Source organism: Ignavibacteriales bacterium, from assembly GCA_020635255.1.
Classification (GTDB): domain Bacteria; phylum Bacteroidota; class Ignavibacteria; order Tepidaquicellales; family Tepidaquicellaceae; genus JAEYVS01.
On the sequence record JACKAC010000001.1, the window covers coordinates 57,019 to 81,113 of the forward strand.

Genomic DNA, 24,095 nt, shown 5'->3' on the forward strand with positions numbered 1-24,095 from the left:
CTGTGAATTAGTTGAATTGCTTATCCACGATCGTAACTTCATCTCCCGAGAAGAAAATTCCAAAAACTTCCATTGCGGGAATCGCTTTTAATGTCACTCTTGCCGGCGAACCACTTACACCACCTAATGCTAATGCAAGTTTAACAACTCCCTCATACCCAAGACTGTTAAAGAAATCCATCAGGTTAAGCGTCATATTGATAGGGATGGTTGCTGTCTGCCCTGTTCCCGGGACAGTAATCTTGCTGTCCATAATCCCGCTTATGGTTTGTTTACTATCTATTAGCAGTTTCCAATCCATTCGTGTTACAGCAGATGTAGTATTTTGTGAACCGCCTGGAGTATTAGGGTTTCTTGCGAGCACATTGAGTGTGAACTTAGCCGGCAGGTTGTTGTTAGCAAAGCCCTCTGTAAGAGCCAGTATGTCGGTAACAGAAAAGTCACCAATGCTATTCTTGTTAGTAAGGTTTATCCCTGCCAGTGAGAAGTTATTTATACTTCCGAGTTTAAACTGAAGACGTTGGATATTTGAAATCGCATCGATCGTCGAGCATCCCGTATTCAACTGAGATAATAGACCAACGATAAAAACAAATAACAGTACTGAGAAAACTCTGAATCTAGAGAAGATCTTCATATAGCGACAATTTTGATTTTAAAGGGCTAAAATCAAATATAGTTATTATGTGAGATTTTTGAAAGAAAGTAAGATGTATGTTGGGATTTTCATAATGTTTATGGGGTTTCCGACTTTATTTACGTTTCGATGCATTGAATTACCGTAAAATATACGGTATATTCGTGCACAGTTATTCTACCTACCATTGGGATAACTGCAACTTTTATAAACTTTTAAAGGTAAGAAATGAGAAAACTTTTTTTTAACACGATCCTACCTATACTATTTATAGGAGGGTTGACCGTATTTGGTATTTCGGTCGGAAATATATATTACGGCACCCTTGGGGATAATAATGTGTTTGCTGACACTCTGGATGATCCTCCTGCTGGAGTATGGTTTAATGTAGGCGGGATGTTTAACGAAAGGGGATTTTCAACCTCAAATTCGATTAGTTATGATGAAAATGAGATTATAAATAACTTTAATGGAAATCTTCAATATTCATTTCCTCTATATCACTATGACGGGCCAGGTGATCTAGATTTCGATATGAGTCTCACTTATAACGGCTCAATAGCCCATACTTTGTTTGCTGCTGATTCCAATATATCTACAGCCCCAGGAGTATTGCCACAACACAACTTTAATATTCCAGGATGGATTTTTAGTGTAAATGGAATTGCAGTCCAGACATTGAATTTCGAAACAAAAATGTTTACTCAAGAAATTTCTGGACAAGCCGAAAACAAACAGGTAAATCTATTAATGACTGGCTATCAAGTTACAGATAGAAAAGATCCTGCAAATTACTATGACTATATTAACTTATTAATGGGGGACGGATCTTTACTTAGACTTGAAAATAAAGTTAATGGTCAGGGAACGCATGTTTCAACTGGAGATTACTATGCTGTAAATAGAAAAGATTACACAAAAGCAATAGTTACATATAGGGATACTCTTCCTGGAGATTCAGCGTGCAAAAATAGACGAATTGAATTACTGCGAGGAGACGGGCTAACTTTTATTTTTAAAGAGTATGGGATTGATTTTTATGATGCTCCTGCAGCAGGTATGGAATGTTATGATTCAGCACAGGTTATAAGATTGGATTCGGTAATAGATAGATTTGGTAATGCAATGACTCTTCAATATAATGATTATGCTAGTTTAAGAGGAAGGCCAACGTTAGAAAGAATCGATTTTCCGGGGTGGTCATCTCAATGTAGATATATCGAATTTATTTATAATCCATTTGTAAATAATGTTGGAGAGATTTCAGTAGGAAATGACGTTGATGGGTATTATGAAATATTTACCACAGGCTTTACCTTTGCGGCTTTTGATAACTCGAATGATCATAGGGCAATGGTAACTCGTATTATGGGGCTAAATAATGATACTTTGGGGGCATTTCAATATCAGGATTATAACAGAACTGAAACAAATCTAGCCTATTCACCATCAAGTACGTTTACTGTTAAATTCGACAATGGACATCTAAAAAGAATGTCAAAATTTACTAATAAAAATGGGGGAGAAAAGATCTATACATATAAAGGTAGTATTACATCTTCCATGGATATGTTAGTTTCCGATGGTCAATATGGAATACATAGTTCTGATTTTTATGGACAAGGCAGGGATGCATTCTTTGAGAATATGATTGAGAAAGTTGAGTATAAGCAGGGTACAGATACATATAAAAAAATTGAATATAGTTATCCATTCTCTGATAATGGTACTTCCTTTGCAGAAGAACCTGTGGATGCAAGTGATGATTATCGTACCGAGCAGTTTACTATTAACCTAACAACTGATACTATTGAAACCCCAAGCAAAATTGGGACTAAGTATTACTATAAAAATTATAAAATATTCAACCTTGCTCAAAACTTAATGGAGAATTATGATTTTCCAGGTGAAACAAAATTATTGAAAGAAGAGCACGTTAAAGGTGAACCGGAATCGTTAATAAAAACAGTTGAATATTTTGCTAATATAGAGGGGCCGGTCGGAACTTATTCTACTTACGGTGGTTCCTTTTTAGATACTTTAATAAAAGAAACTATAAATGGTGCAGTAAAGGAGTCTGAATATAAGTACGAGTTTTACTCAGATTATCCATTTACAGGAGCAACCTACAAGAATCCAATAAAAAAAATTACTACTATTGATCCATTTGACAATAAGAGTGTTGTCGAGTATGAGAAAATGGACGGTATAAGTAAGCACTATAACGACGGAAGATATATTCTTGGTGTTTCTACATACAAAGAAACCCCCTTTTTTAATCTAAATCTTCCAAAATATGAAGAGACATATGATAATGCCGATAATCTTACAGCGAAAACCAATTATTCATATATTTGGGGAAACGACACAGACTCCGGATATATAGGTCAATTAGTTAGCACCAAGATTATTGATCCTAGCAATGGAAATATATTCAAAGAATTTCAAAATGAATTTTATAAAAAGGATACTGTAGGTGAATGGATGTATGTTCAAGCTGGCGAGCACAAACCAGGAACAGAAGGGAATCTAAAAAAAACAATCGATCCTACTGGCAATGAAAAATTTTTTTATTATAATCCGATTAGTTTTAGTGAAAGTTCATTACTGGGTAACAGAGATGAAATTGATTATTTTGGTGAATATTATGATACTACCGATGCTATGGGTCAACTACCACGAGTAGCTTATTACAAGGCTTATGAAAACGGAACCATAACAGTGTCAAATTCTTTGTGGCACGATAGAAGAATGCCCACAAGAACAGATGCTTTTGTAAGCCCCGGTTATTCATTGACAGAATATAATCTATATACTGCATCAGGAAATTTACTTAATAATATTAATTCTAATAGATATTTGAGCTGTTTTTCCTATGATGCTTTAAATAGGATCACTCACGCGGTTGCTCCGCACGACCTTGCGCCGTTCGTTCAGGATACTATAATTGATACGGTTATTGAGACTGTCGCAATCGATACTTTGACCAACCTGATCGGGTCCTATGATTATGTGGCGGATCATTTTTACTACAGGAATATGACTGAGCCAACACCAGGTGACGCAAGCTATTTCTTTAATATCAGAACCGAGGAGGAATATGAAGATATCCAACAGGAAAATCTTCCGTTGATCGGGTTTCCAACAGGACTTTTCAAGGAGTTTGTGTCGATTGACAGCGCTTCATTGATATTATATCCGTACCAGTTACATAGATTAACAAATTCAGATACGTCAATTAGTAATGTAAAAATGATAGTAAGGGCGGCCGATTCTTTTAGTGTAAGCGGACCTCTTGTAATAAATCCTAATTCAAGCTACCAGTACCAATTAGCGTTGCCCCACGAACAGCCTGTGCAGGTATGCAGTACATCTGTTTATCAGGAAAACGAATTTGATATTAAGGATCTTTTGACGTTGCATATGATAACACAGGGAAAGCAATTTGCCGGGGTTCAATTGGACCTTACTTACTCCGGAGGGGTACCCCCTGATTATAGCGAGTATATTCTGTATTTAGGACAAAACATTGATAATAGCAACTGTATAGCATTTAATACATGGAAGGCGGATTATGCGCCGAGGATAAAAGTATATGGTAAGCGCAGAAAGATCACCACATATATTAAAAACGAACTTTCAAACGCAAACTATAATTTTGAGTATGCTGATGACAGTAATAAGGTAAGAACACTGACAAAGCTCAGCGTGGGAAATTATAAAAAGAACGAAACTATATTTGACGGGTTTTACAGACCTATTCAAAATAAAATGTACACCGGCGCTACGAGCTTTAACAGCACTACCACGGAGTACAATTACCTGGATAAACCGTCGAAAACCACCGATGGAAGAGGTATTGAAACGAAATTCTCTTATGATGAATTTGGAAACGTAAAGAAGACCGAGAATCCGGCTGATACAAGCGCCAGCCTGATGACAAGTACATTCCAGAACGGGCTGACATATCACTGGGGATCAGTGTCGGGCATAGTGAATAAACAGGTATTCGAAGACGAAGTCGGTAACAAATTCATAAAATTCTTTGATATGGTGGGAAATCTCCGCAGGGAAGTGAAATTCGTTGATGCGGGAACACCCAGCTCACCAGTGACAGATTCACTGATAACGGACTACAGGTATGATTCGCTCTATAGAGTAACGAATGTAAAAACCCCTGCCAACAAAATAATTTCATATAAGTACGATGCATTCGGCAGGCAGAAGGAGAGAACGACCGTCGATGCCGGTACGGAGAATTTTAGGTATGACAAGAGTGATAACCTTCGCTTTTCGATGGATGCGGTGCAGTCCGGTCCGAATGACTTTACATTTAGAGGGTATGATGGAATTAACAGACTGCTGTATATAGGAATAGGGAATCTTACTTTTGAATCGACCAGGTATGACTGGACGGACCTGAATCCCGATACCTCTTATTCATTTGAGAACTATTCCACGGATTCAATACGGTTCCTTACGGTCAATGTGTATGATACGCTCTCGACCTCGGTTGCTTCGGGACTATTCTCACCGCCGGGAGATTATTATTCTGTAAAGAATAATACAAAAGGTAAGCTGGTAGCAACGGCGTACAAGACGAGGACATCGGAAACGAAGTGGAACTTTAAATACTACAGGTATGACGGCAAAGGCAGAATGATAAAGATGTGGAACGTATTGAATGGGCTTGGCACGAAAGTATTTGATTATATATTCAACTCTTCCGACCAGCCGGCATATATGACATATCAATACGGCGACAGCACCGGATTCAAAAAGTTCAGGTATGACTATGACGATGCGGGAAGGCTCTCCGATGTGAAACTGTACGATCCTCAGAATCCCGCAGGAGATACATCGGATGCTGTTGGGCAGTACAGTACATTCGCGTCATATAAGTACAATGAGAATTCGATGATAGATACTGTGAAGTATAATAACGGCGGTTATCTTTTCGAGAATATTTATAATAACCGTAACTGGCTGTACCAGATAAACGATCATACGCCGGATAAATTTAACGAAGAACTGGAGTATGAAAAGAATGGGAATGTTAAACATCAAACCCTGGGTGGAACATATTCCGATAACATGGGGACTACCGGAGATCTGTCATTTACTTACACATATGATAGGTCAAACAGGCTCATAGGCGTAGATCAGGCCTCCGGTGATGAATGGGATATGCAGAATACATTTGATAAGGACGGCAACCTCACTGCAATGACAAGGAATGATAGTAAAGGTAACCTTGAAGATAATTTCGATTATGCTTATTATTCAGGTACGAATAAACTTTCTCATGTAACGGGCAGTTCAGCTCAATTTACTTACGATGCAAATGGCAATGTTCTCACTGACCAGCTGAGCGATATATTCGATATGAAGTATGACCACAGGAACCTGATGACGGAATACAAGTACGTGTATTCTGAAAACTATAATGCTGTCACCAGGATGTGGTATGATGATGCCGGTAACAGGATACGGAAAATATCCGTACTAAACTTCGTAGGCGGAGGCGGGGGCACAGATCCCGACTGGGACAGCCTGGAGACATTCCCGCCGTATGACGATCAAGCCCAACCTCCTGCAGGAGAGGGAGGAGGAGATAACTGGCAGACACTTGCCGATGAATGGTATGTAAGAGATGTAGCTGGTAATGAAGTTGCTCTTTATAATAGCACGGACCTGAAGCAGTGGAACGTGGGTAAAGAAGGAAAAATAGATGCGGATCAGAAGAAGTATTTCTTCATCAAGGACCACCTGGGCACTGTAAGAGCTGTGATAGATACAGCATATAATGTAGTGGAGGCGAACGATGTGGATATATGGGGCTACAGGCTAATGGACAGGGAATATAATTCATCCGTAACCGATAATGACTACTTATTCACAGGTAAAGAAAGAGATAATGAAAAAAGTGATTATGATTATTTTGGAGCGAGGTACTTCAATAGCAGGATAGGAAGGTGGTGTGGTGTAGATATGTTAAATGATAAAAATGTATCCCATAGTCCCTTTCAATATGGAAAGCTAAATCCGCTAATCCGTATAGATTTAGATGGCAAAGATGATATTTATGTTTTTACGGGATTTGACGAGAATGATCCTGGAAATTCTAATAAAATTGATGAGAGTGACTATAGCCCAGATTCCCCAGTTGGTGCACTATCTTTACTTTATAACTTGTCTGAATATATAAAAGATACAGATAAGAGTGGTGAAATTACCTTAGAAGGTTACGATGGTTCTGCTGGTTTTAATACAGGTGATATTGTTGACCATATTATTGAAAATTTAAGTGGGAAAAATGAAAAAATTATTCTTTATGGATATAGTATGGGCGGATATAACGCAATTAGAATTGCAAATTTGTTAGCTGAGAAAGTTGAAAACCCTATATATCTTTTTACTGTTGATGCTTACTTTCCTATAGAGTTGGCAGCTGCTTTTTCTCGCCCTGAGGATTTAATGCCTTTTGTGATTTCGTCTAAAATTAAGTCAAATATAAATTTCTTTGAACTAATAGATGAAATACATGGATCACCTAATCAAGAAGAATTTGAAGGTGCAAAAAATATTACTAATTTTGGACCTTATGAATGTCTTCACTTAGAAATTGATGAAGTAACACAATCTACAACTATGAGATTAATTAAATCCGTAATAAAGGCAAAAAACGCGCAATATGAAGAAATTAATTAATACTGGCTTATTGTTGTTGAGCAGCCTTAATTTATTAGGATTTTTGATGTTTACTGGTTCACTCAGTGGTTTTTTTTGGAGAGAATATATTTCTGATTCTGTATCTTTGGTTTATATTTCTATTTTAAATTTATTTTTGATATTATTATTGGGCATATTGATATTATTAACAAAGAAGAACACAAGTACTTTAAGGTTTATTATATATTTAGATATTCTTGCACTGAATGTACTTCCGACTACTTATATGCTTTTAGTTTCTTTAGCTTTGATAAAATTACCAAAGTAGGCACTCCTTCCGGAGTGCCTTTTTGCTTTTAAAACGAAATGAAAAAAATTACAAAATCCCTCTGCCACAGAACATCATATAAAAACAACACCGATCTTCCGGCTTTGGACAGATTTTCTGTAAGCGGTTGATTTTACAGCCGGTGTGGATTATTTTATTTAGGTAATGAATTTGCTCTTTACAATAGCACGGACCTGAAACAGTGTCCCGTAGGGATGCCTTCGGCAGAATGTGGGTAAGAAGGTAAGATAGACTCGGATCAGAAGAAATATTTCTTCCTCAAGGACCACCTGGGAACCATAAGAGCTGTGATGGATACTGCCTATAATGTGGTAGAATCGAACGATGTAGATATCTGGGGCTACAGACTAATGGACAGGGAATATACTTCATCCTTAACGGATAATGACTATTTATTCACAGGTAAGGAAAGGGATAATGAAAAGAGCGGTTATGACTACTTTGGAGCGAGGTATTTTGACAGCAGGATAGGAAGATGGGGAACTGTAGATCCGATGTCTAGAAATTATATTTCATATTCTCCTTATAACTATGTAGCTAATAATCCATTAATTTTATATGATCCTGATGGAATGGTTATAGACTTTTCAAATTATGAAAGACAAGATCCAAATTCACAGTTAAATCTAGATTTATTATTAACGGAACTAAATGGACTTACAGATCTTGGATTAAAAATTGAGAATGGCTATTTAACTTATGATGAAGAAAAAGTAAAATACCTTTTGACTTAAAAACTAAGACTGGGATTGATGAAGGTACCGGTATTAGTTCAAGTAGCAGGTACACTTTTCATACAGCAAAATAACCAAATATGATTAGCTTGATCATCTTAGTAGGTCTTAACTTATTTACTCAAACTTCCTATGAGGGAGATAGTTTGAAGTATTGGAATGCCTTTAACTATATTAAGAATTCATCAGAAATAAAAGAGCATTTTAAGAAATATGGAATGAATACTCTGCGAATTAAAGTTTCTTCACAGATCACTCATGCAGACTTAATATATTTTTTGGATGAGGTATCCGAATATGAACTTTCAGATTATAATTCCACAGAGAAAGATAGCATCTTACATTTATGGGAAAGAGAATATTATTCCAAGGATCTGGTTATGAAAATCGATTCCTCTTTAGATAGATTGAATTCAGATCCATACTATGACCTGTTGGTGTTCTTTTCCGAAATTGAGAATAATAAGTTGTATGCTAACATAGAAATATTCTTTATTTATGAAGACTTATATGATATAATTAAATATAGCAGATCCTCCATAGTGAAGTTATTATTTTATTTTGATGAAAATGATAATATCAAAAAAGTGTTTATTAATTATTTAGCAAGATAAATATTGAGTGGATTAAGAAAATTCAAAAGGCACTCCATCCGGAGTGCCTTTTTTGTTTTTTAAAGAAGTATAAAAAAATTTATAAAACCCCTCTGCCACAGAACATCATATAAAACAGTACCGATCCTACGGCTTTTGGCAGATTTCTAATAAGCGGTTGATTTTACAGCCGGCGTGGATTATTTTTATTCTTGTAATGAGATCGCTCTTTTATGCCACAACCCTCAAAAAAGCCGGATCAAGATGGACCACCAGCTTAGTGATTTTTTTAGAATTTGTGAAAAATATAGAAAATATATAATCAAGATCAATATTAAGGACGAAGTGTATTATTTTGTTTGTGGTATAACGAAGGATTATCAAGATAAAATACTTCTAGATAAAGATAATAAAATTCTTTTCTTTACAGAACAAAAATTAATATTTGAGTATCTAAAAGAAAATAATCCTTACTGGGATAAGAATGAATTTAAGTTGTGGATTGATGAAGCTTCAAGTTTTCTTTTAAACCAAGACAAAAATATGCTTCTGTCCAATGTATACGCTTCTATTGATATTAACCGGATAAGGCTTTTGTTCGTGGACATCGATAATATTGAGGCACTTTCATATGATTCCGTATCAATCAGAGAATGTTTGTTATTCTTAAATTTTCTATTTGAATATGGTACCCAAGTAAATGATAAAGAGTTAACTGAATATCGTAACTCAGATGATATAGATATCCTGTATGAATTTTTTTATGATTTTAAGTTTTGGGAAGCTCCAGAAGTTGATAAAAGAGAACTTATAGAGCGAATTGAACGTCAATGGAATGAATTGGAATTTAAAGAGACCTTATCTTTTTTAATCGAAACATTTTTCACGAAAATTAGAATCTATTAATAAAAGGCACTCCTTCCGGAGTGCCTTTTTGCTTTTAAGGAAAAGTATAAAAAATTTATAAATCTCTCTGCCACAGAACATTATATAAAAAAACAGCACTGAGCAGATTTTTTGTAAGCAGTTGATTTTACAGCCGGGGTGAATTATTTTTATTCTGATAATAAATTTGCCTTAAATTCTACAAAAAATGGATAATTTTAATTCTTTATCAGACATTCTTCAGGAATTTAGTAACAAATTAACTGATATAGCTCCTGAATTGGAACCAAATGTTCAAAAAGTATACTTTTTCCTTAAGGCAACCTATATGGACTTTTGTTTTGAGAGAAACGAACTTTATGATACGGAGGGCAGTTCCAAAATTTCTCAAAAATTCGCTCTAAACAATTTTGCTCGAATGTGTGAGGAAGTAACTCGTTATGCTAAAGAAAAAGATTTAGATAGTTTAGGGGTTTGCCTTGCTAACTTTGATGTAAAGTTTGATAACTTATATTTGAGATTGACGGAGGCAAGCATTGCCTTAAAAAAACTGATTGAAGAATATGAAAAGATGGAAGACGAATAAAATTAAAGACTTAGGTATTCTTGATTAACTTAAAATAATAGTATGAATGACTTTAAAGAAAAATTAATTGTTATAAATGAGTTGGTGAATAGTCTAAGTGAATTACATCCAAATTTAAATGACGATATTGATATGCTAAGAGTAAGTTTAATGTATGTATTTGAGAAAACTTCTCCGGGAATATCAAGAAGTTTATATGATTTATGCAAAGAAATTTCTTTAAAAACCAACACTAAAGTAAATGATAATATAGGTATAGACATTATAATGATGGGTCAGGTATTGGAAGAAATGAAAGATTTCATTGATGACGGAATTAAAAGTTTAAGTAAGCTTGAAAATGCAATTTATAAAACCTAAATTGATGTAAATCACATAAAGAGGCATTTTTAATGCTTGCTTTTGTTACGGAGGCAAGGATTGCCTTAAAAAGCCGATTGAACGAAAAGATGGAAGACGAATAAAGTTATTGCTAAAAAGGCACTCCTTCCGGAGTGCCTTTTGCTTTTAAGAAGAATAAAAATTTATAAAAATCCTTCTGCCACAGAACATCATATAAAAACAACATCGATCGTCCGGCTTTGGAAAGATTTTCTGTAAGCGGTTGATTTTACAGCCGGAGTGGATTATTTTTATTGTAATGAAATGGTATCTAGCAAATCTTATTGAGTACGCGCAAATCTTTGATAAGAAGAACAAAAAACTACTCAATGCTAATTACTTGCCGTATTATAATAATACGATTTTAATTAAGGCACGGAATTCTGAGGAAGCCTATAAAAAGGCTTTAAAATATGGAAAATTAGGTGAAAGAAAACATTTAAATCCGTATGATGAGATTGTTCGATGGAAGTTTGCCGGAGTAGAAGAGTTAGTTGAAATTTACGGCGAGCTGGAAGATATGGAAGAAATAGCATATTCAGAAGGTTATGTTAGATCAGTGGATAATATTAAGAAAAAAATACCCAGGAAAAGTGAACTTGGAGTTTTTTCCTGGGAAAATGAAATGAAGAAAAGGAAACAGAAATAGAATTACAAAAAGGCACTCCTTCCGGAGTGCCTTTGATTTTTACAAATAATAAAGCTCCCCTTTAATTGTTACTACCCTGTGATGTGTGATCTCGTAGAATTCAGTACCGAAGTAAGATGAGAAGCACAGTATTATGAAGGGACTGAGCGTCTCATACTCTCCTTTGTAGATCTTCTCCACATAGATGGTCTCAATGTCCTGGTCATATGATATCTGTTGGAACGAGATACCATAGAAATCAACTAAGGTCTTAAAGTTTGTTTGAAAGGTTTTTGTCAGTTCGGAGTAATTCCGTTTTTGCATTTTGATCTCTCTGCATTCCGGCAGACGATTGACTTTTACCATTGGCAGTATTCCTCATTTTTTGAAAAGGTTAGTAAATAAACATTTAAAGTTTGCCAGATAAAGAAATTGGTAGATTTTGTGATAGAAAACTAATTAGTTATAATATAACCTAATGTATAGAACCAACAATATATTGTCAATGAAGTTTTGAAAATAACAATTGGGAAAAATATAGATTTAGTGGCGGATTCTTCAACTAAGAAAGATCCGCATTTCGATGGCAAAATCTAACAAATTAATAACGTCTTGCTTCCCACATACCGGAGGCGTCCGGCGAGCGGGTCGTGTCATTCCAATTTCCTGTGCCGGTAACGATACCCAGTATCTCACTCAATGCGCCGGAAACGGAACCCGTATTCCCAACATTGCAACTGTCCGCAAAATTACCGGTTAATGTGCCGTCCGATCCTACATTAGCCATAAAATAAACAGAGTCTCCCGAAGCAGATATCCTGATCTTATCACAAATGGTCCCGTTATCCTGCAGAGTAACTGTCCCTTCTCGCAAAATATTTCCTGAATTATTTTTGAATGCAATGATCCACCGCCCGCTAAACTGATTTATCTGGTCGAGGGAGGTTTCATCGCATGATGACAAAAGAAGTAATATTAAGGGAATAATTAATTTTTTCATAACAGGGAGAAATTATAACCGATCATAAAGGTGACCACGCCGTTTTTGGCACTAATATTTTGATCTAAAGATGGATCTGAAATAATATTTACAAATCCCGCGCTGTACCTGCCTTCTATTACAAAGCTGGATATTTGAACACCGCCCGTCACAAGAAAGCCAAAATCCGTTCCTTTTATGGAATTCGAGATGTCTCTTCCGGTTGTCAGTGACTGCTGGAATGTCGATGCCTGCACTTCCTCTTTTGCATTTGTCAGGAAAGCCGCGTATAATCCTGCACCGCCAAAGAATCCGAAGCCTGGCGTTTGATCGATAATAAATTTTGGAATGAGCGCGAACTGGATGTAATCGAGATTCGTCGTATAATCCCTATTCACTGGTGTCAAGTTCTGCCCGGATAAAGTATTTGCCTCAACCACACCGCCTTTGTTTACAAACATTCCTTCAAATTGTAAGCCAAAATAGTTGATCATTTTAACATTAAACGTTATTCCTCCTGTTATGCGGGGTATATTGCCTGAGGAAAGTGATTCATCGAGAATCGTCGATCCAAAATTCACATCACGGGAATATGACGCAAGAGTTAGTCCTCCGCGTATACCGATTGACATATCGATAAGCTGGGCTTTCGCATTAGATGGTAAATAAGTAAAAAGGCTAAATACTAATAATATTTTAAATGTTTTTGGCATGGCAGTAAATGTCTATATAAGATAGACGAATCAATTAAAAAAGCAATTAAATAATTTGTGTTTTTAGTAGAAGATAATCAGCATTACTACAGCAGTAATACCAACAATAATTGTGAGGGGTAATCCGACTCTGAAGAAATCTTTGAAAGTATATCCGCCGGCTCCCATTACGAGCATATTCGACTGCTGTGAGACCGGTGTGACAAAACCGGTAGATGCACCATAGGCAACAGCCAGCATGAGTATATAAGGATCGAATCCATGAGCAATGCCGGTCTTAAGAGCAATGGAACCAATTATCGCGGCTGATGCAATGTTTGGAATAGCGGAACAAAAGAGAACAGTTATAATAAAAATTATAATCACAAGTGGCACTAAACCTATATCAGCAACAGGAGAAAGTATAGTCGAGCCGATGAGATTTGCCGCCCCGGTTTTTTCTAGTGCGGTGCCAAGGGGTAAAACACCCGCCATCAGGAAGATCATTCGCCACTCAACACTCCTGTATGATTGTTCCATAGTAAGGCACTTGGTTAATACCATTAATATAGCGGCAGACAGCATGGCAATAGAAACAGGAAGTATCTTTAATACAGTTACCACTAAGGCAAGGATAAGTATTATAAATGCCATCGGCTTTTTTCGCTGTTGTGTAAAAGTCTCCGTTGTGCTGGTGACTATGAGGTCAGGATCATTTTTAAGAAGATTAAGCTTAGACCATTTACCCTGAATGAGGAGCATATCTCCTACCTTTAGAATTACTTTCCCAACCCCGGTGCTAACGGTCTTGCCTTCTCGCCATATACCAATTACGTTTGCTCCGTATTTTTCTCGGAAGTTTATCTCGCTTAGAGAATGCCCCTCGAAAGTAGAGCGTGGAGCAACGATTGCTTCAAGCAATCCGGTATCTACACGGGACAGATTAATCAGCGAATCGGGATCAGACGGCTTGAGTCCAAGAGAGAGGCTTTCATCGGCATTGTGAAGGGATTCTACACTTCCTGTGAGCAGGACCCTGTCCTTGGGAAGAAATTCTGTTTCGGGAGGCGGATTTACCATAACATTTCTTCCTCTTATGATACCGGCAACGTTTACACCAAAAAACTCACCGAGTTTACTTTCGTCCAGGGTTTTGTGAGCAATTTTGCATTCGGGAGTGATCCTGGATTCGTATATAATTTCATTTATGTGATAGAGCTTGTTGAGTTCTGAAAGCAGGTCAAACTTACGAAGGTTTTTTTTATCTGAGTGATCGGGAAGAAGCTTTCTTCCAATAAATGCCATATACATTACCCCAACGACTAATATTATTATTGCAACCGGGAAGAAATCGAACAATGTAAATCCATGATTCCCATTCTGAACTATTAAGTCTGTCACGACTAGATTTGGGGGTGTACCTATTTGAGTCAGCATTCCACCAAGGATACTGCCATATGCAAGTGGTATTAGAAGTTTGGATGCTGGGACTTTACTTTTTGAGGATATGGTAATCACAGCTGGAAACAATATCGAAGCAGCAGCTACGTTGTTCATCACACTGGAAAGGGCTGCAACCAGGAGCATTATTACAATGATAAGTCTTACCTGGTCTCCCTTACCGAATCTCCAAAGAATGCGTGCCATATTATCAGAAACACCTGTTTTATCGAGGGCCGACGAGATAATAAAAATAGCAAACACTGTAATAACGGCCTGGTTACTAAATCCATCCAGGACTTCATCTACGGTTAGAATCTTTGTGGCGGCAAGTGAGATAAGGATTAGCATTCCGACGATGTCAATCCGTACTTTGCCAGAGAGGAATAGAAAGAATGCTATTCCGAGGATTGCAAGTACTATTCCGATATCAAGAGTCATGCTATTTCAGAAAATCCATAATAAGTGTGATAACTTTTTCTAGTGCACCAGTCGTGCCCTGAAAAGGATGTACTGCTCCGAATGTATGTCCGGTTTGTTCCATAATGATTAGCTGTTTATTTTCATCGCTCCCGGTATTATATAAGGTTTCTGCGTTTGAATAATCTACTGCTAGATCCTCAGTACCATGTATAATGAGCCACGGAACGTCTATTTTTGCAGCGGCTTTTTCTATGTCGAGACGGTCCTTGTTCTTTTCAAGATCTTCTAGTAGAGAATAATTCAGTCTCATCTTTTGTTTTGTGCGCATATTTAGTATCTCAAAATACCCGCGATCTTTCCACTCTTTTTTGTGTCTTTCGGAATAGCGATCGAATCCTGAAACGGAAGCAAGGGAAATAAGTTTTTTAACTCGCTTGTCCTCGGCGGCTTTAAGAATTACTATTCCTCCTCCCCGTGAATGTCCTATAAGGGTAAGATCGTCGAAGTTATAAGGAAATGTATTCTTATTTGCTTCCAGGTAATCTATTACACTACCCAGATCATCGAGCTCGCGTGAGAATGTATTATCTGCGAATAGGTCAAGTCTGGTAAACTCGGACATTGTCTCGGGTGTATCACCGGTGCCGTTGTAGGAGAAATTGAAGGATACTACAAAATTTCCTGCTGAAGCAACCTTATCGAAAACATATGGGAAAGATCCCCAATCTTTAAATCCTTTGAACCCATGACAAAAAATTACTAGAGGAAGGTCGTCTACCTTCGGGTAATAGAAATCCAAAAAAAGATCGTTATCGTGAGAGTTTTTGATTACAAGAGAAGTTTTACTTACGTTGTCTGTCATTGATCGGCTTTAGTCTTTTTGTATTAATTAAGCACAGAATTAGTTATTTTTCGCAAATATATATAAAATATCAAATATAAATTTCGCATTCAAAGTAATTACTGACTAATTGCTTAACATTGAACTAATATTACTAATAATACCTGCCCTAATAATTATCAGTATAGTACTTACAAAGTTTACTGATAATGCCGGGATACCTACTTTAGTACTTTTCTTAAGCATAGGAATGGTTGCCGGATCGGATGGGTTAGGACAGATTTACTTTGATAATGCCGAGCTCGCACAGTCTATCGGAATAATCGCTTTGATTTATATACTTTTCTCGGGTGGATTAGATACAAACTGGAATGTAGTTAAACCTGCGTTTAAGAATGCTACATTACTTGCAACTGTTGGAGTGCTTATTACAGCAATCAGTATAGGACTTTTTGTATATTTTGTACTAGGATTTACATTATGGGAGGGAATGCTAATAGGCGCAATAATATCGTCAACAGACGCATCGGCTGTTTTTAGCATAATTCGCTCAAGAGAGGTAAAGCTCAAAGGTGACTTACAGCCTATATTGGAGCTTGAATCCGGAAGTAACGATCCAATGGCAGTCTTTCTTACTATTGCAGTGACTGGTATAATGGCAGGGAAGGGACTAGACCCGTTAAGTCTTGTATTACTTTTTGTTATGCAAATGGGGGTAGGTGCTTTAACCGGTTTATTTATTGGAAAAGGGACTTTGTTTCTACTTAATAAATTTAGACTTAGCTATGAAGGGTTTTATCCGGTCTTACTTCTATGTACTGCGGCGATGGTTTATGGTGCTGCTGATCTATTAGGGGGAAGCGGTTTCCTTGCAGTTTATGTTGCTGGTGTAGTTCTTGGTTCTGGGGAATTTATTTATAAAGATTCCGTTATGAGGTTTTTCGATGGGTTCGCTTGGCTTGGTCAGATATGTATGTTCATAACGCTTGGGCTATTTGTGTTCCCATATGAGATTCCTCCTATAATGGGAATAGGTCTTGCAATATCCGCTTTCATAATTTTCGTGGCAAGACCTGTGAGTGTATTTATCTCTCTAGCGTTTTCCAAATATAATCTCAAAGAGAAAACTTTTATATCGTGGGTAGGTTTGAAAGGTGCAGTACCGATAATATTGGCAACATATCCCTTAGTCGAAAATCTTCCTGATGCAAATGAAATATTTAATATAATATTCTTTATTGTTGTAACGTCTGTGCTTATACAGGGATGGTCTCTGCCAGCTGTAGCGCGCATGCTGGGGCTCACAAAGGAGGATGATGCAAATTAATTTAATTCTTAATATCTTGTGGTTAGCTGAAATATATGAATATTGAGATTATAATAGTATTAGCTTTAGTGGTTGTTGCGGTGATACTTTTCTCCACCGAAAAGATCCCAATAGATCTTACTGCTTTGTTGATAATGACAATATTAATGGTGTCGGGTATTATTACGGTGGACGAAGGTGTATCCGGATTCAGCAATGATGCTACTGTTACTATTGCAGCGATGTTTGTTATAAGCGGGGCTTTGATAAAGACAGGTTTTGCAAACCTGATGAGCACATATATAATACAGCTATTCAAGAAGAGAGGATTTTGGGTTAGCATTATAATAATGATGCTAATGATAGCTTTTGCATCAGCATTTGTAAATAATACCCCAATAGTAGCAGTTTTTTTGCCGGTTATGCTAAAAGTTGGTGATGAGATCAATATAAGCGGATCCAAACTTTTAATGCCATTATCATTCGCGGCTATTTTTGGAGGTACAACTACATTAATTGGAACTTCAACAAACATACTAGCAAGCTCCATTGCAAGTAGCAGGGGTCTGGAACCATTCCATATGTTTGAGTTTACAAAGTTAGGATTAGTCTTTTTAGCTATAGGAACATTGTACATGGTTCTAATTGGGATACGTTTAATTCCGGAACGAAGGAAAAAAGAAGATCTAACGGGTTCATTCGAACTGAGGGAGTTTATAAGTGAAGTTGTTTTGCTCCCGGATGCAAATTCGGTCGGGAAAACAATTAGAAACTCATCTCTTGTAAAGGACACAAATGTTTCAATAATTGAGATTCATCGTGCAAATAACGAGGTAGTTCTACCTAGGGCTGATACCTTACTGGAAAAAGGTGACGTGCTTGTTGTGTCGGGAGATCTGGATAAAATCAAAGCATTGCAGGAAATAAAGGAGGTTGCATGGAAGCACGAACACAAGCTTAAAGATTCTGATATTGTCACTGGGGATATTATTTTAATAGAAGCGATCATATCTTCAAATTCTTTTCTTATAGGACGAACCTTAAAATCATCTAATTTTAGGAATCGCTACAGAGGAATGGCAATTGGTTTACGTCATGGCGGAAGACCTGTAACAAATAAAATAGGTGCCACAAGATTGCAAGCAGGCGATGCACTTCTTGTAGAGGTAAGAAAGGATAACTTAGCTTCCTTCAATGATAGCAATGATTTTGTATTTATTAATAGGATTCATGTGGTTACTTATAAGCGTGAGAAAATGATACCGTCACTTTTGGTATTAGCCGGTGTAGTGACCGTAGCAGCTTTTGGGTGGACATCTATCGTCGTATCTGCGATTGCAGGAAGTGTGTTGCTCGTATTAATGAAAACAATAACCCTTGAGGAAGCTTATAAAGCCATCGATTGGAGGGTGATATTCTTGCTTGCGGGTGCCATTACATTGGGGATTGCACTTGACAAAACCGGTGCAACAAAGCTTTTTTCCGAAGGAATCATTTCTACAATTGGACCGGATAATCCATTCCTATTAGTCTCTGCTTTCTACTTCATAACATTCATACTTACATCAGTAATGTCAAACACGGCAACGGTTGCGCTGCTAGCTCCTATTGCTATATTTACCGCGCAGAGCATTGGCCTGGATGCCAAACCGCTTTTAATAGCTGTTATGTTTGCCGCTTCTGCAGATTTTATGACACCAATTGGGTATCAAACCAACACAATGATATATAGTGCGGGGAGATACAGATTTTTCGATTTTTTTAAGGTGGGTTCCCCTCTAGATCTAATATTCTGGATTACTGCTTCCTTACTAATTCCTGTATTCTTTCCTTTCAGCTAGCGGCCGTCAGCGGGCTTCCTTTTTCTTCTCTTCGTAGTAGCTTCTATGAACCGGATCAAGTTGAATTAGTTTGTCGTAAATACTTCGATTTCCATAATCTAAGAATATCTTTCCAATCTCTTCATATTTTTCTTCAAAGAAGATATCGATATTGTAAGCTCTTACTTCCTTCTTTTTTATAGCTGCGATCTTTTCAAGAGCATTTAATATATGGCTATATGCATTTTGTCTTTGGATGTTAAGAGAATCCAGTCCCATCCAGAAATATTCAAAATAACCTTTCCGAAAGTTAGTGAAATTTGTATTCAGTAATTCCTGTACAAGCTGGAGTCTGGATGGCTTACTTCCGCCACCTGTTTCCGCCCAACCGTTTTTGATATCTCCGGATATTGGTTTGTTACAGATGTCAAGTGCTTTTTGAAAATATCTAGAACCCCCGCTTGGATAATATGAATCTTCATCAAAACCAACAATCATATAGGCATAGTAATCAAGCAAACTAAGGAATGAATTAAAGATCACGTCATTCTTTACAAATTGCATAGATCTGCTATAATCAAAAGTACATCTTTCATCTATATATCTAAATGTGACAGTGTACTCAATAGGGTCCTGTTTATTCTGTCTGTAGATTTCCCTCTGGCTAAAAAGTATAACCTTTGCGGTGTACTGGTCGAAACCATTCGTACCAGTGAAATTAAATGAGAACGTGCATTTTATAGGAGGTATCGCATTTTGATGATATTTAGTCCTATTAAGATAATCTTCTACTTGCCTTTTAAAATCATTTAATCTTTCCCGATCAGCTTGATTTGTTATTCCTTCTAGATTAACATCAACGGTTGCTTCGAGGTCCTGCGCAAATGATCCTGCCGGGAGCATTAATAAAAACAGCAATATGGTAATAAATAGGATCTTCAAATTTTGCATTATAATTGCGTTTGTTTAACTTATACACTAATTTTGTTTACTTAAATTAATTTTTCAATTCAATTGTATATTTTACAGTTAATTTCTTCCCGAATTTATTAAAATGAATTTTATGCTTAAAAGTTTCATTGGGAGAGAAAAAGCTGTTTTTATAGAAGAAATATGAAGTATTTGGTTGTAGGTGAGCCTTGTATTGACATAATACACAAACATAATGGTGAGACAATTCACAGCTATGGGGGTATATTGTACTCACTTTTAGCAATGTCTGTTTTTTGCAGGAATACTGATGAGATATATCCAATAATGAACCTGGGTGCCGATGAATATTCAAATGTAATGAATTTGCTCAGGCAATATAAGAACATTTCGACCGAAGGAATTAAGAAAGTTGAATTTCCTACCAGGAAAGTTTTTTTGGATTATAGCCTTATGAATAGCAGTCAAAAGGAAAGGTTTGAAACATCATCACATCCAACGTACCCAATCGAATATGAGGACATTGAGAGATGGCTTCCGGGTACAGATGCAATTTTGATCAACATGGTCTCAGGAGTTGATATTGGGCTCGATACATTTAGAAAGGTCCGGGCAAACTTTAAGGGGTTTATTCATATTGATATTCACAATATTGTAATGCGAACTAATGAAGATGGTACAAGAGAGCATGTAAAAAATAGGGAGTGGGTAGAATGGTGTACGAGTACTGATACAGTACAAATGAATGAAACGGAAATGACCTATCTGTCTGATGAAAAAATGAAAGAATATAAGGTTGCTGAAGAGGTACTTATTAATTCGAAGAGGGATGTGAAAGCAGTGATTATTACACGAGGTATTAATGGTGTCTCATGTTATACAACTAAAGAGAAAACATACGGGAGTGAAAGCTTTACAGACATTGACAAGAAGGATCTGAGCGCCATAGAAAATCCCGAATTTATGGATAGTACAGGTTGCGGTGATGTTTTCGCCGCAGGTTTCGTTTATGAATATACTCAGTCAAAAGATCTCAGTAAAAGTCTTCATTTTGCAAACAGGATGGCATCATACAATACTTCCCTCGAGGGCATAGATCAATTATATAAACTAATCAGCTAGAACGGATTTGAAAACAGTATTTATAACCGGAGCAAACGGGCTGCTCGGTCAGGCAATAATATCATTATTTACAAGAGAGACTGACTACGAGCTTATTACCAGTTCAGTGGAAGACAAACCTTTTCTCGAATATGGACATAAGTATGAGAAACTAGACATCACGAATAAAGAGGAAGTAAAAAAGCTGATCGGATATTATGAGCCCAATGTTATTATTAACTGTGCTGCATTTACGGAAGTTGATAAATGCGAAACCGAAAGGGAATTATGCTGGAGACTGAATGTTGATGGTGTAAAGAACATTATTATTGCCTCCAAGAAATGTGATGCAAAGATAATACACTTCTCAACCGATTACATATTTGACGGGAAGAACGGACCTTACACTGAGGATGCCACTCCAAACCCGCTCTCCTTTTACGGCAGGTCAAAACTTGCAAGCGAGAATGCCCTTATTTCAAGCGGTATTGAGCATGTAATTATCAGGACAATGGTTCTTTATGGTATTGGCAATAGTATAAAAAAGAATTTTGCACTATGGCTTGTTGAAACTCTTAAGAAAAAACAGCCGGTAACCATTGTAACCGACCAGATAGGGAATTCTACTATAGCTGACGATCTTGCCTACGGAACATATAAAATAATCGAGAAAAACAGGACAGGGATATATAACATTGCTGGGAAAGATATCCTGTCAAGATATGACTTTGCACTTAAATTATGCGAGGTATTCGGTTTTGATAAAAAACTTGTATCACCCATACTTACCTCCGATCTCAGTCAGCCGGCTCCGAGACCTCTGAACTCAGGATTGATCGTCCTGAAAGCCGAGGCGGACCTTGGAATAAAATTGATGGATTCACTCGAGAGTTTGAGATTGCTTAAAATTCAGCTGGGGGTTTAGTTCTTCAGACCATATCCGGATTCGATCAGATCTTTCATATAATTAAACATCCTTATTCCATTCACGCCGTCGTTGAGCTCGTGTTCAGCCGACATTGTAATACAAAGAAAATCATCTTGCTCCACCTTACCGTTTATCCTTGTGTATTTTTTGTGAATAGAACCAATCGTCATGGTCATTGATGCAGGAGATACGGGCATTCCCCAAAATTGCCCTTTGATAACCGTATGAAGTGAGGTTACACCTGTGGTACCGAAGTATTTGCGCGAATGCTTTGGGCTTCGAGATATATATTTTAAAATTGCCCTTCTAACAAATGCCGGAAGAGATGCGAAGAAGCTTATCTTTCTATCATACATGATCTCCCCTAAGGGTGTATTCTTAGCGTTGATCAATTCTTGATTGACTTCTGCCGGAGATTTTGTGTCGCAATTCCTTATTATGTAGTTCATCGGGTATTTTTCTCCGTCGAGTTCTCTTTCCACTATTACGGATACATCTACTGCGCTATACGTGATAATCTTGTTTCCCTTTTTCATTGAATTGAAACTTTTAAACTCTTTCATACTATTCGCATAGCAGTATATCAAGTAGCTTAGCAGTGATACACGTGGATTTTTGTTGTCATTATATTTTTTTAGGTATTCCCTGGTCCCGGAGATATTGACTTCACATAGACCGTGTATCAGGCTTTTCTTTTTACTGAGCCACATAACATCGGTAATTAGATTGCGTGACTTGGGGAATTTTGTGACGGAGTAATTGTTGCTTTTCATGTCCGCCTCGCATTTAAATTGATTGTCACTTTCCCGGATGGTTTCAGTGTTAGTGATGACGACTCTTTTATTTTGCCGTGAATGGTAAAGTTATAGTCGTTGCATATATATCTAAGAGCGGAATTGACCTGCATACGTGCAAAGACTTCACCCATGCACGACCTTTTCCCTGCCCCAAAAGGAAGGTATGTAAATCGGTTTACGGGCTTATTCACGGAATCCCATCTCTCGGGTATAAATTTTAACGGGCGATCAAAATATCTTTCATTCCGCTGGATCAAGTAAGGGGAAATTATTATTGAAGATCTCGCAGGAATAAAGTGATTCTTGTATCTATCCTCTTTGTCTGTAATACGTGTAATTGAATGAGCAGGTGGATACAGCCGCAGTGCCTCCGAGATAACCATTTCTGTAAATGAAGAAGATTCTTCTTCAACAGAGGAACGAAGATTTTCCAGTACAGATGGATTCTGACTGAGAAGTATTAAAGCCCAGGTCAGAGTACGCGCGCTGGTATCATAGGCGGCGAAAAGAATGGTTACAAGCTCATCACGTATTTCCTTATCCGAAAGGACCTCTCCATTTTCATCACGTGCAGAGAGCAATAGTGAAAGTATGTCGTTACACCCTTTATCGGTACACATTCTTTCTTCAATTACAGAGTATATTATCTTATCAAGATTTTCCACAGAACGGGAAAAATTTCTCGCCCACGTGAACGGCAGCTTCCGTGCAAGTTTCGGCATTCCGATAGATACCAATGCTTTATAATCATAGGTAAGTGAATCAAAGAATTTAACGGTTGGGATTAATTCACCAGGTAGTGCATTTCCAAACAGCAGTCTGCATATTATGATGAGAAATAGATCTACTGAGTTGTTTTGCAGATCGATTTTCGAATTCCATTTTGAAATCTCTTTTTCGACCGTATCATTGATCAGTTTAACATATCCACCGATAGATGACCGGTGAAATGACGGCTGTATCATTGCTCTGTGTTTTTTCTGAATTGCTCCGTCAGTGGACAGAAGACCGTCCCCAAGCAGCATTCTTAAACGGGTAAAGCCTGTTCCTCTTAAATAATTATCCGGATTTGTGATTAAAATGTGTTCAATAAACCCGGGGTCATTTACCAGAAAAATATTTTCATTACCGGCTTTGAAAAAGACTACATCTCCATACCGTGACTGCATTTTCCGGATAAAGTTCAGGTAGGAAGTGTAATAGGGTATAAGAATATTTAATCCAAAGAAATACTTCCTCGGTCCGGGGGTAACTCCACCTTCGGGTTCGTATACAATTTCCAGCGGGATGTCTGATGAAAGGCTCATTTTTTAGATTTTACTAAGGCAGAACTTCCTTTAATGTTACAAGCATTAATAGTATTTTTCAAGTTA

20 protein-coding genes are annotated in these 24,095 nt (G+C 37.1%); 11 read left to right on the top strand and 9 right to left on the bottom strand.

Going from position 1 to position 24,095, the window contains the following annotated elements; all coding sequences use genetic code 11:
* Positions 1-7: 7 nt before the first annotated feature.
* The gene (locus H6614_00280) at positions 8-637 is read right to left on the bottom strand and encodes a hypothetical protein (GenBank protein MCB9242089.1); all 630 of its coding nucleotides are present in this window, start codon (positions 635-637) and stop codon (positions 8-10) included.
* Between the two features lie 228 nt (positions 638-865).
* Between H6614_00280 and H6614_00285 the strand changes: the two genes are divergently transcribed.
* The 7 genes from H6614_00285 to H6614_00315 all read left to right on the top strand — a co-directional run bounded on the left by H6614_00285 (position 866) and on the right by H6614_00315 (position 11,486).
* Positions 866-7,348, top strand: a complete 6,483-nt coding sequence (locus tag H6614_00285) for a hypothetical protein (protein MCB9242090.1) — start codon at positions 866-868, stop codon at positions 7,346-7,348.
* Between the two features lie 600 nt (positions 7,349-7,948).
* Positions 7,949-8,392 carry a hypothetical protein gene (locus tag H6614_00290; GenBank protein ID MCB9242091.1) on the top strand — a complete coding sequence of 148 codons (444 nt, stop codon included), beginning with the start codon at positions 7,949-7,951 and terminating at the stop codon, positions 8,390-8,392.
* 146 nt (positions 8,393-8,538) lie between these two features.
* On the top strand, positions 8,539-9,006 hold the full coding sequence (locus H6614_00295) for a hypothetical protein (protein MCB9242092.1): 468 nt from the start codon (positions 8,539-8,541) through the stop codon (positions 9,004-9,006).
* A 243-nt stretch (positions 9,007-9,249) separates the two neighbouring features.
* Positions 9,250-9,891 carry a hypothetical protein gene (locus tag H6614_00300; GenBank protein ID MCB9242093.1) on the top strand — a complete coding sequence of 214 codons (642 nt, stop codon included), beginning with the start codon at positions 9,250-9,252 and terminating at the stop codon, positions 9,889-9,891.
* Positions 9,892-10,078: 187 nt separating this feature from the next.
* The gene (locus H6614_00305; GenBank protein MCB9242094.1) at positions 10,079-10,456 is read left to right on the top strand and encodes a hypothetical protein; all 378 of its coding nucleotides are present in this window, start codon (positions 10,079-10,081) and stop codon (positions 10,454-10,456) included.
* 42 nt (positions 10,457-10,498) lie between these two features.
* Positions 10,499-10,816: a hypothetical protein gene (locus H6614_00310; GenBank protein MCB9242095.1), complete on the top strand. Its 318-nt coding sequence runs from the start codon at positions 10,499-10,501 to the stop codon at positions 10,814-10,816.
* Positions 10,817-11,096: 280 nt separating this feature from the next.
* Positions 11,097-11,486, top strand: coding sequence for a DUF4288 domain-containing protein (locus H6614_00315; GenBank protein ID MCB9242096.1), 390 nt, complete (start codon positions 11,097-11,099; stop codon positions 11,484-11,486).
* Positions 11,487-11,525: 39 nt separating this feature from the next.
* On the opposite strand, the gene H6614_00320 is transcribed toward H6614_00315, so the two are convergent.
* From H6614_00320 to H6614_00340, 5 genes are all read right to left on the bottom strand, one after another.
* Positions 11,526-11,831, bottom strand: coding sequence for a hypothetical protein (locus tag H6614_00320; protein MCB9242097.1), 306 nt, complete (start codon positions 11,829-11,831; stop codon positions 11,526-11,528).
* 235 nt (positions 11,832-12,066) lie between these two features.
* A complete protein-coding gene (locus H6614_00325; protein ID MCB9242098.1) occupies positions 12,067-12,465 on the bottom strand; it encodes a hypothetical protein in 399 nt (132 codons plus the stop codon).
* Positions 12,462-13,157, bottom strand: a complete 696-nt coding sequence (locus H6614_00330) for an outer membrane beta-barrel protein (GenBank protein MCB9242099.1) — start codon at positions 13,155-13,157, stop codon at positions 12,462-12,464. The genes H6614_00325 and H6614_00330 overlap by 4 nt, the downstream gene beginning before the upstream one ends.
* Positions 13,158-13,220: 63 nt before the next feature.
* Positions 13,221-15,017, bottom strand: a complete 1,797-nt coding sequence (locus tag H6614_00335; protein ID MCB9242100.1) for an SLC13 family permease — start codon at positions 15,015-15,017, stop codon at positions 13,221-13,223.
* A gap of 1 nt (position 15,018) precedes the next feature.
* Positions 15,019-15,861, bottom strand: a complete 843-nt coding sequence (locus H6614_00340; GenBank protein ID MCB9242101.1) for an alpha/beta fold hydrolase — start codon at positions 15,859-15,861, stop codon at positions 15,019-15,021.
* Positions 15,862-15,970: 109 nt separating this feature from the next.
* On the opposite strand from H6614_00340, the gene H6614_00345 reads away from it, so the two are divergent.
* Positions 15,971-17,167, top strand: coding sequence for a potassium/proton antiporter (locus tag H6614_00345; protein MCB9242102.1), 1,197 nt, complete (start codon positions 15,971-15,973; stop codon positions 17,165-17,167).
* 35 nt (positions 17,168-17,202) lie between these two features.
* Positions 17,203-18,987 (top strand): SLC13 family permease, encoded by a 1,785-nt coding sequence (locus H6614_00350; protein ID MCB9242103.1) that lies wholly within the window; start codon positions 17,203-17,205, stop codon positions 18,985-18,987.
* A gap of 6 nt (positions 18,988-18,993) precedes the next feature.
* Here H6614_00350 and H6614_00355 read toward each other — a convergent pair whose 3' ends face one another.
* Positions 18,994-19,908 (bottom strand): DUF4835 family protein, encoded by a 915-nt coding sequence (locus tag H6614_00355; GenBank protein MCB9242104.1) that lies wholly within the window; start codon positions 19,906-19,908, stop codon positions 18,994-18,996.
* A 171-nt stretch (positions 19,909-20,079) separates the two neighbouring features.
* Here H6614_00355 and H6614_00360 point away from each other — a divergent pair, with 171 nt between their 5' ends.
* Complete coding sequence (locus H6614_00360; protein MCB9242105.1) at positions 20,080-21,018, top strand: carbohydrate kinase family protein; 939 nt, start codon at positions 20,080-20,082, stop codon at positions 21,016-21,018.
* Between the two features lie 22 nt (positions 21,019-21,040).
* The gene (rfbD, locus tag H6614_00365) at positions 21,041-21,922 is read left to right on the top strand and encodes a dTDP-4-dehydrorhamnose reductase (protein ID MCB9242106.1); all 882 of its coding nucleotides are present in this window, start codon (positions 21,041-21,043) and stop codon (positions 21,920-21,922) included.
* On the opposite strand, the gene H6614_00370 is transcribed toward rfbD, so the two are convergent.
* Positions 21,919-22,698: a 2-oxo acid dehydrogenase subunit E2 gene (locus tag H6614_00370; protein ID MCB9242107.1), complete on the bottom strand. Its 780-nt coding sequence runs from the start codon at positions 22,696-22,698 to the stop codon at positions 21,919-21,921. The genes rfbD and H6614_00370 overlap by 4 nt on opposite strands.
* Positions 22,695-24,029: a cytochrome P450 gene (locus tag H6614_00375; GenBank protein MCB9242108.1), complete on the bottom strand. Its 1,335-nt coding sequence runs from the start codon at positions 24,027-24,029 to the stop codon at positions 22,695-22,697. The genes H6614_00370 and H6614_00375 overlap by 4 nt, the downstream gene beginning before the upstream one ends.
* Between the last annotated feature and the right edge of the window lie 66 nt (positions 24,030-24,095).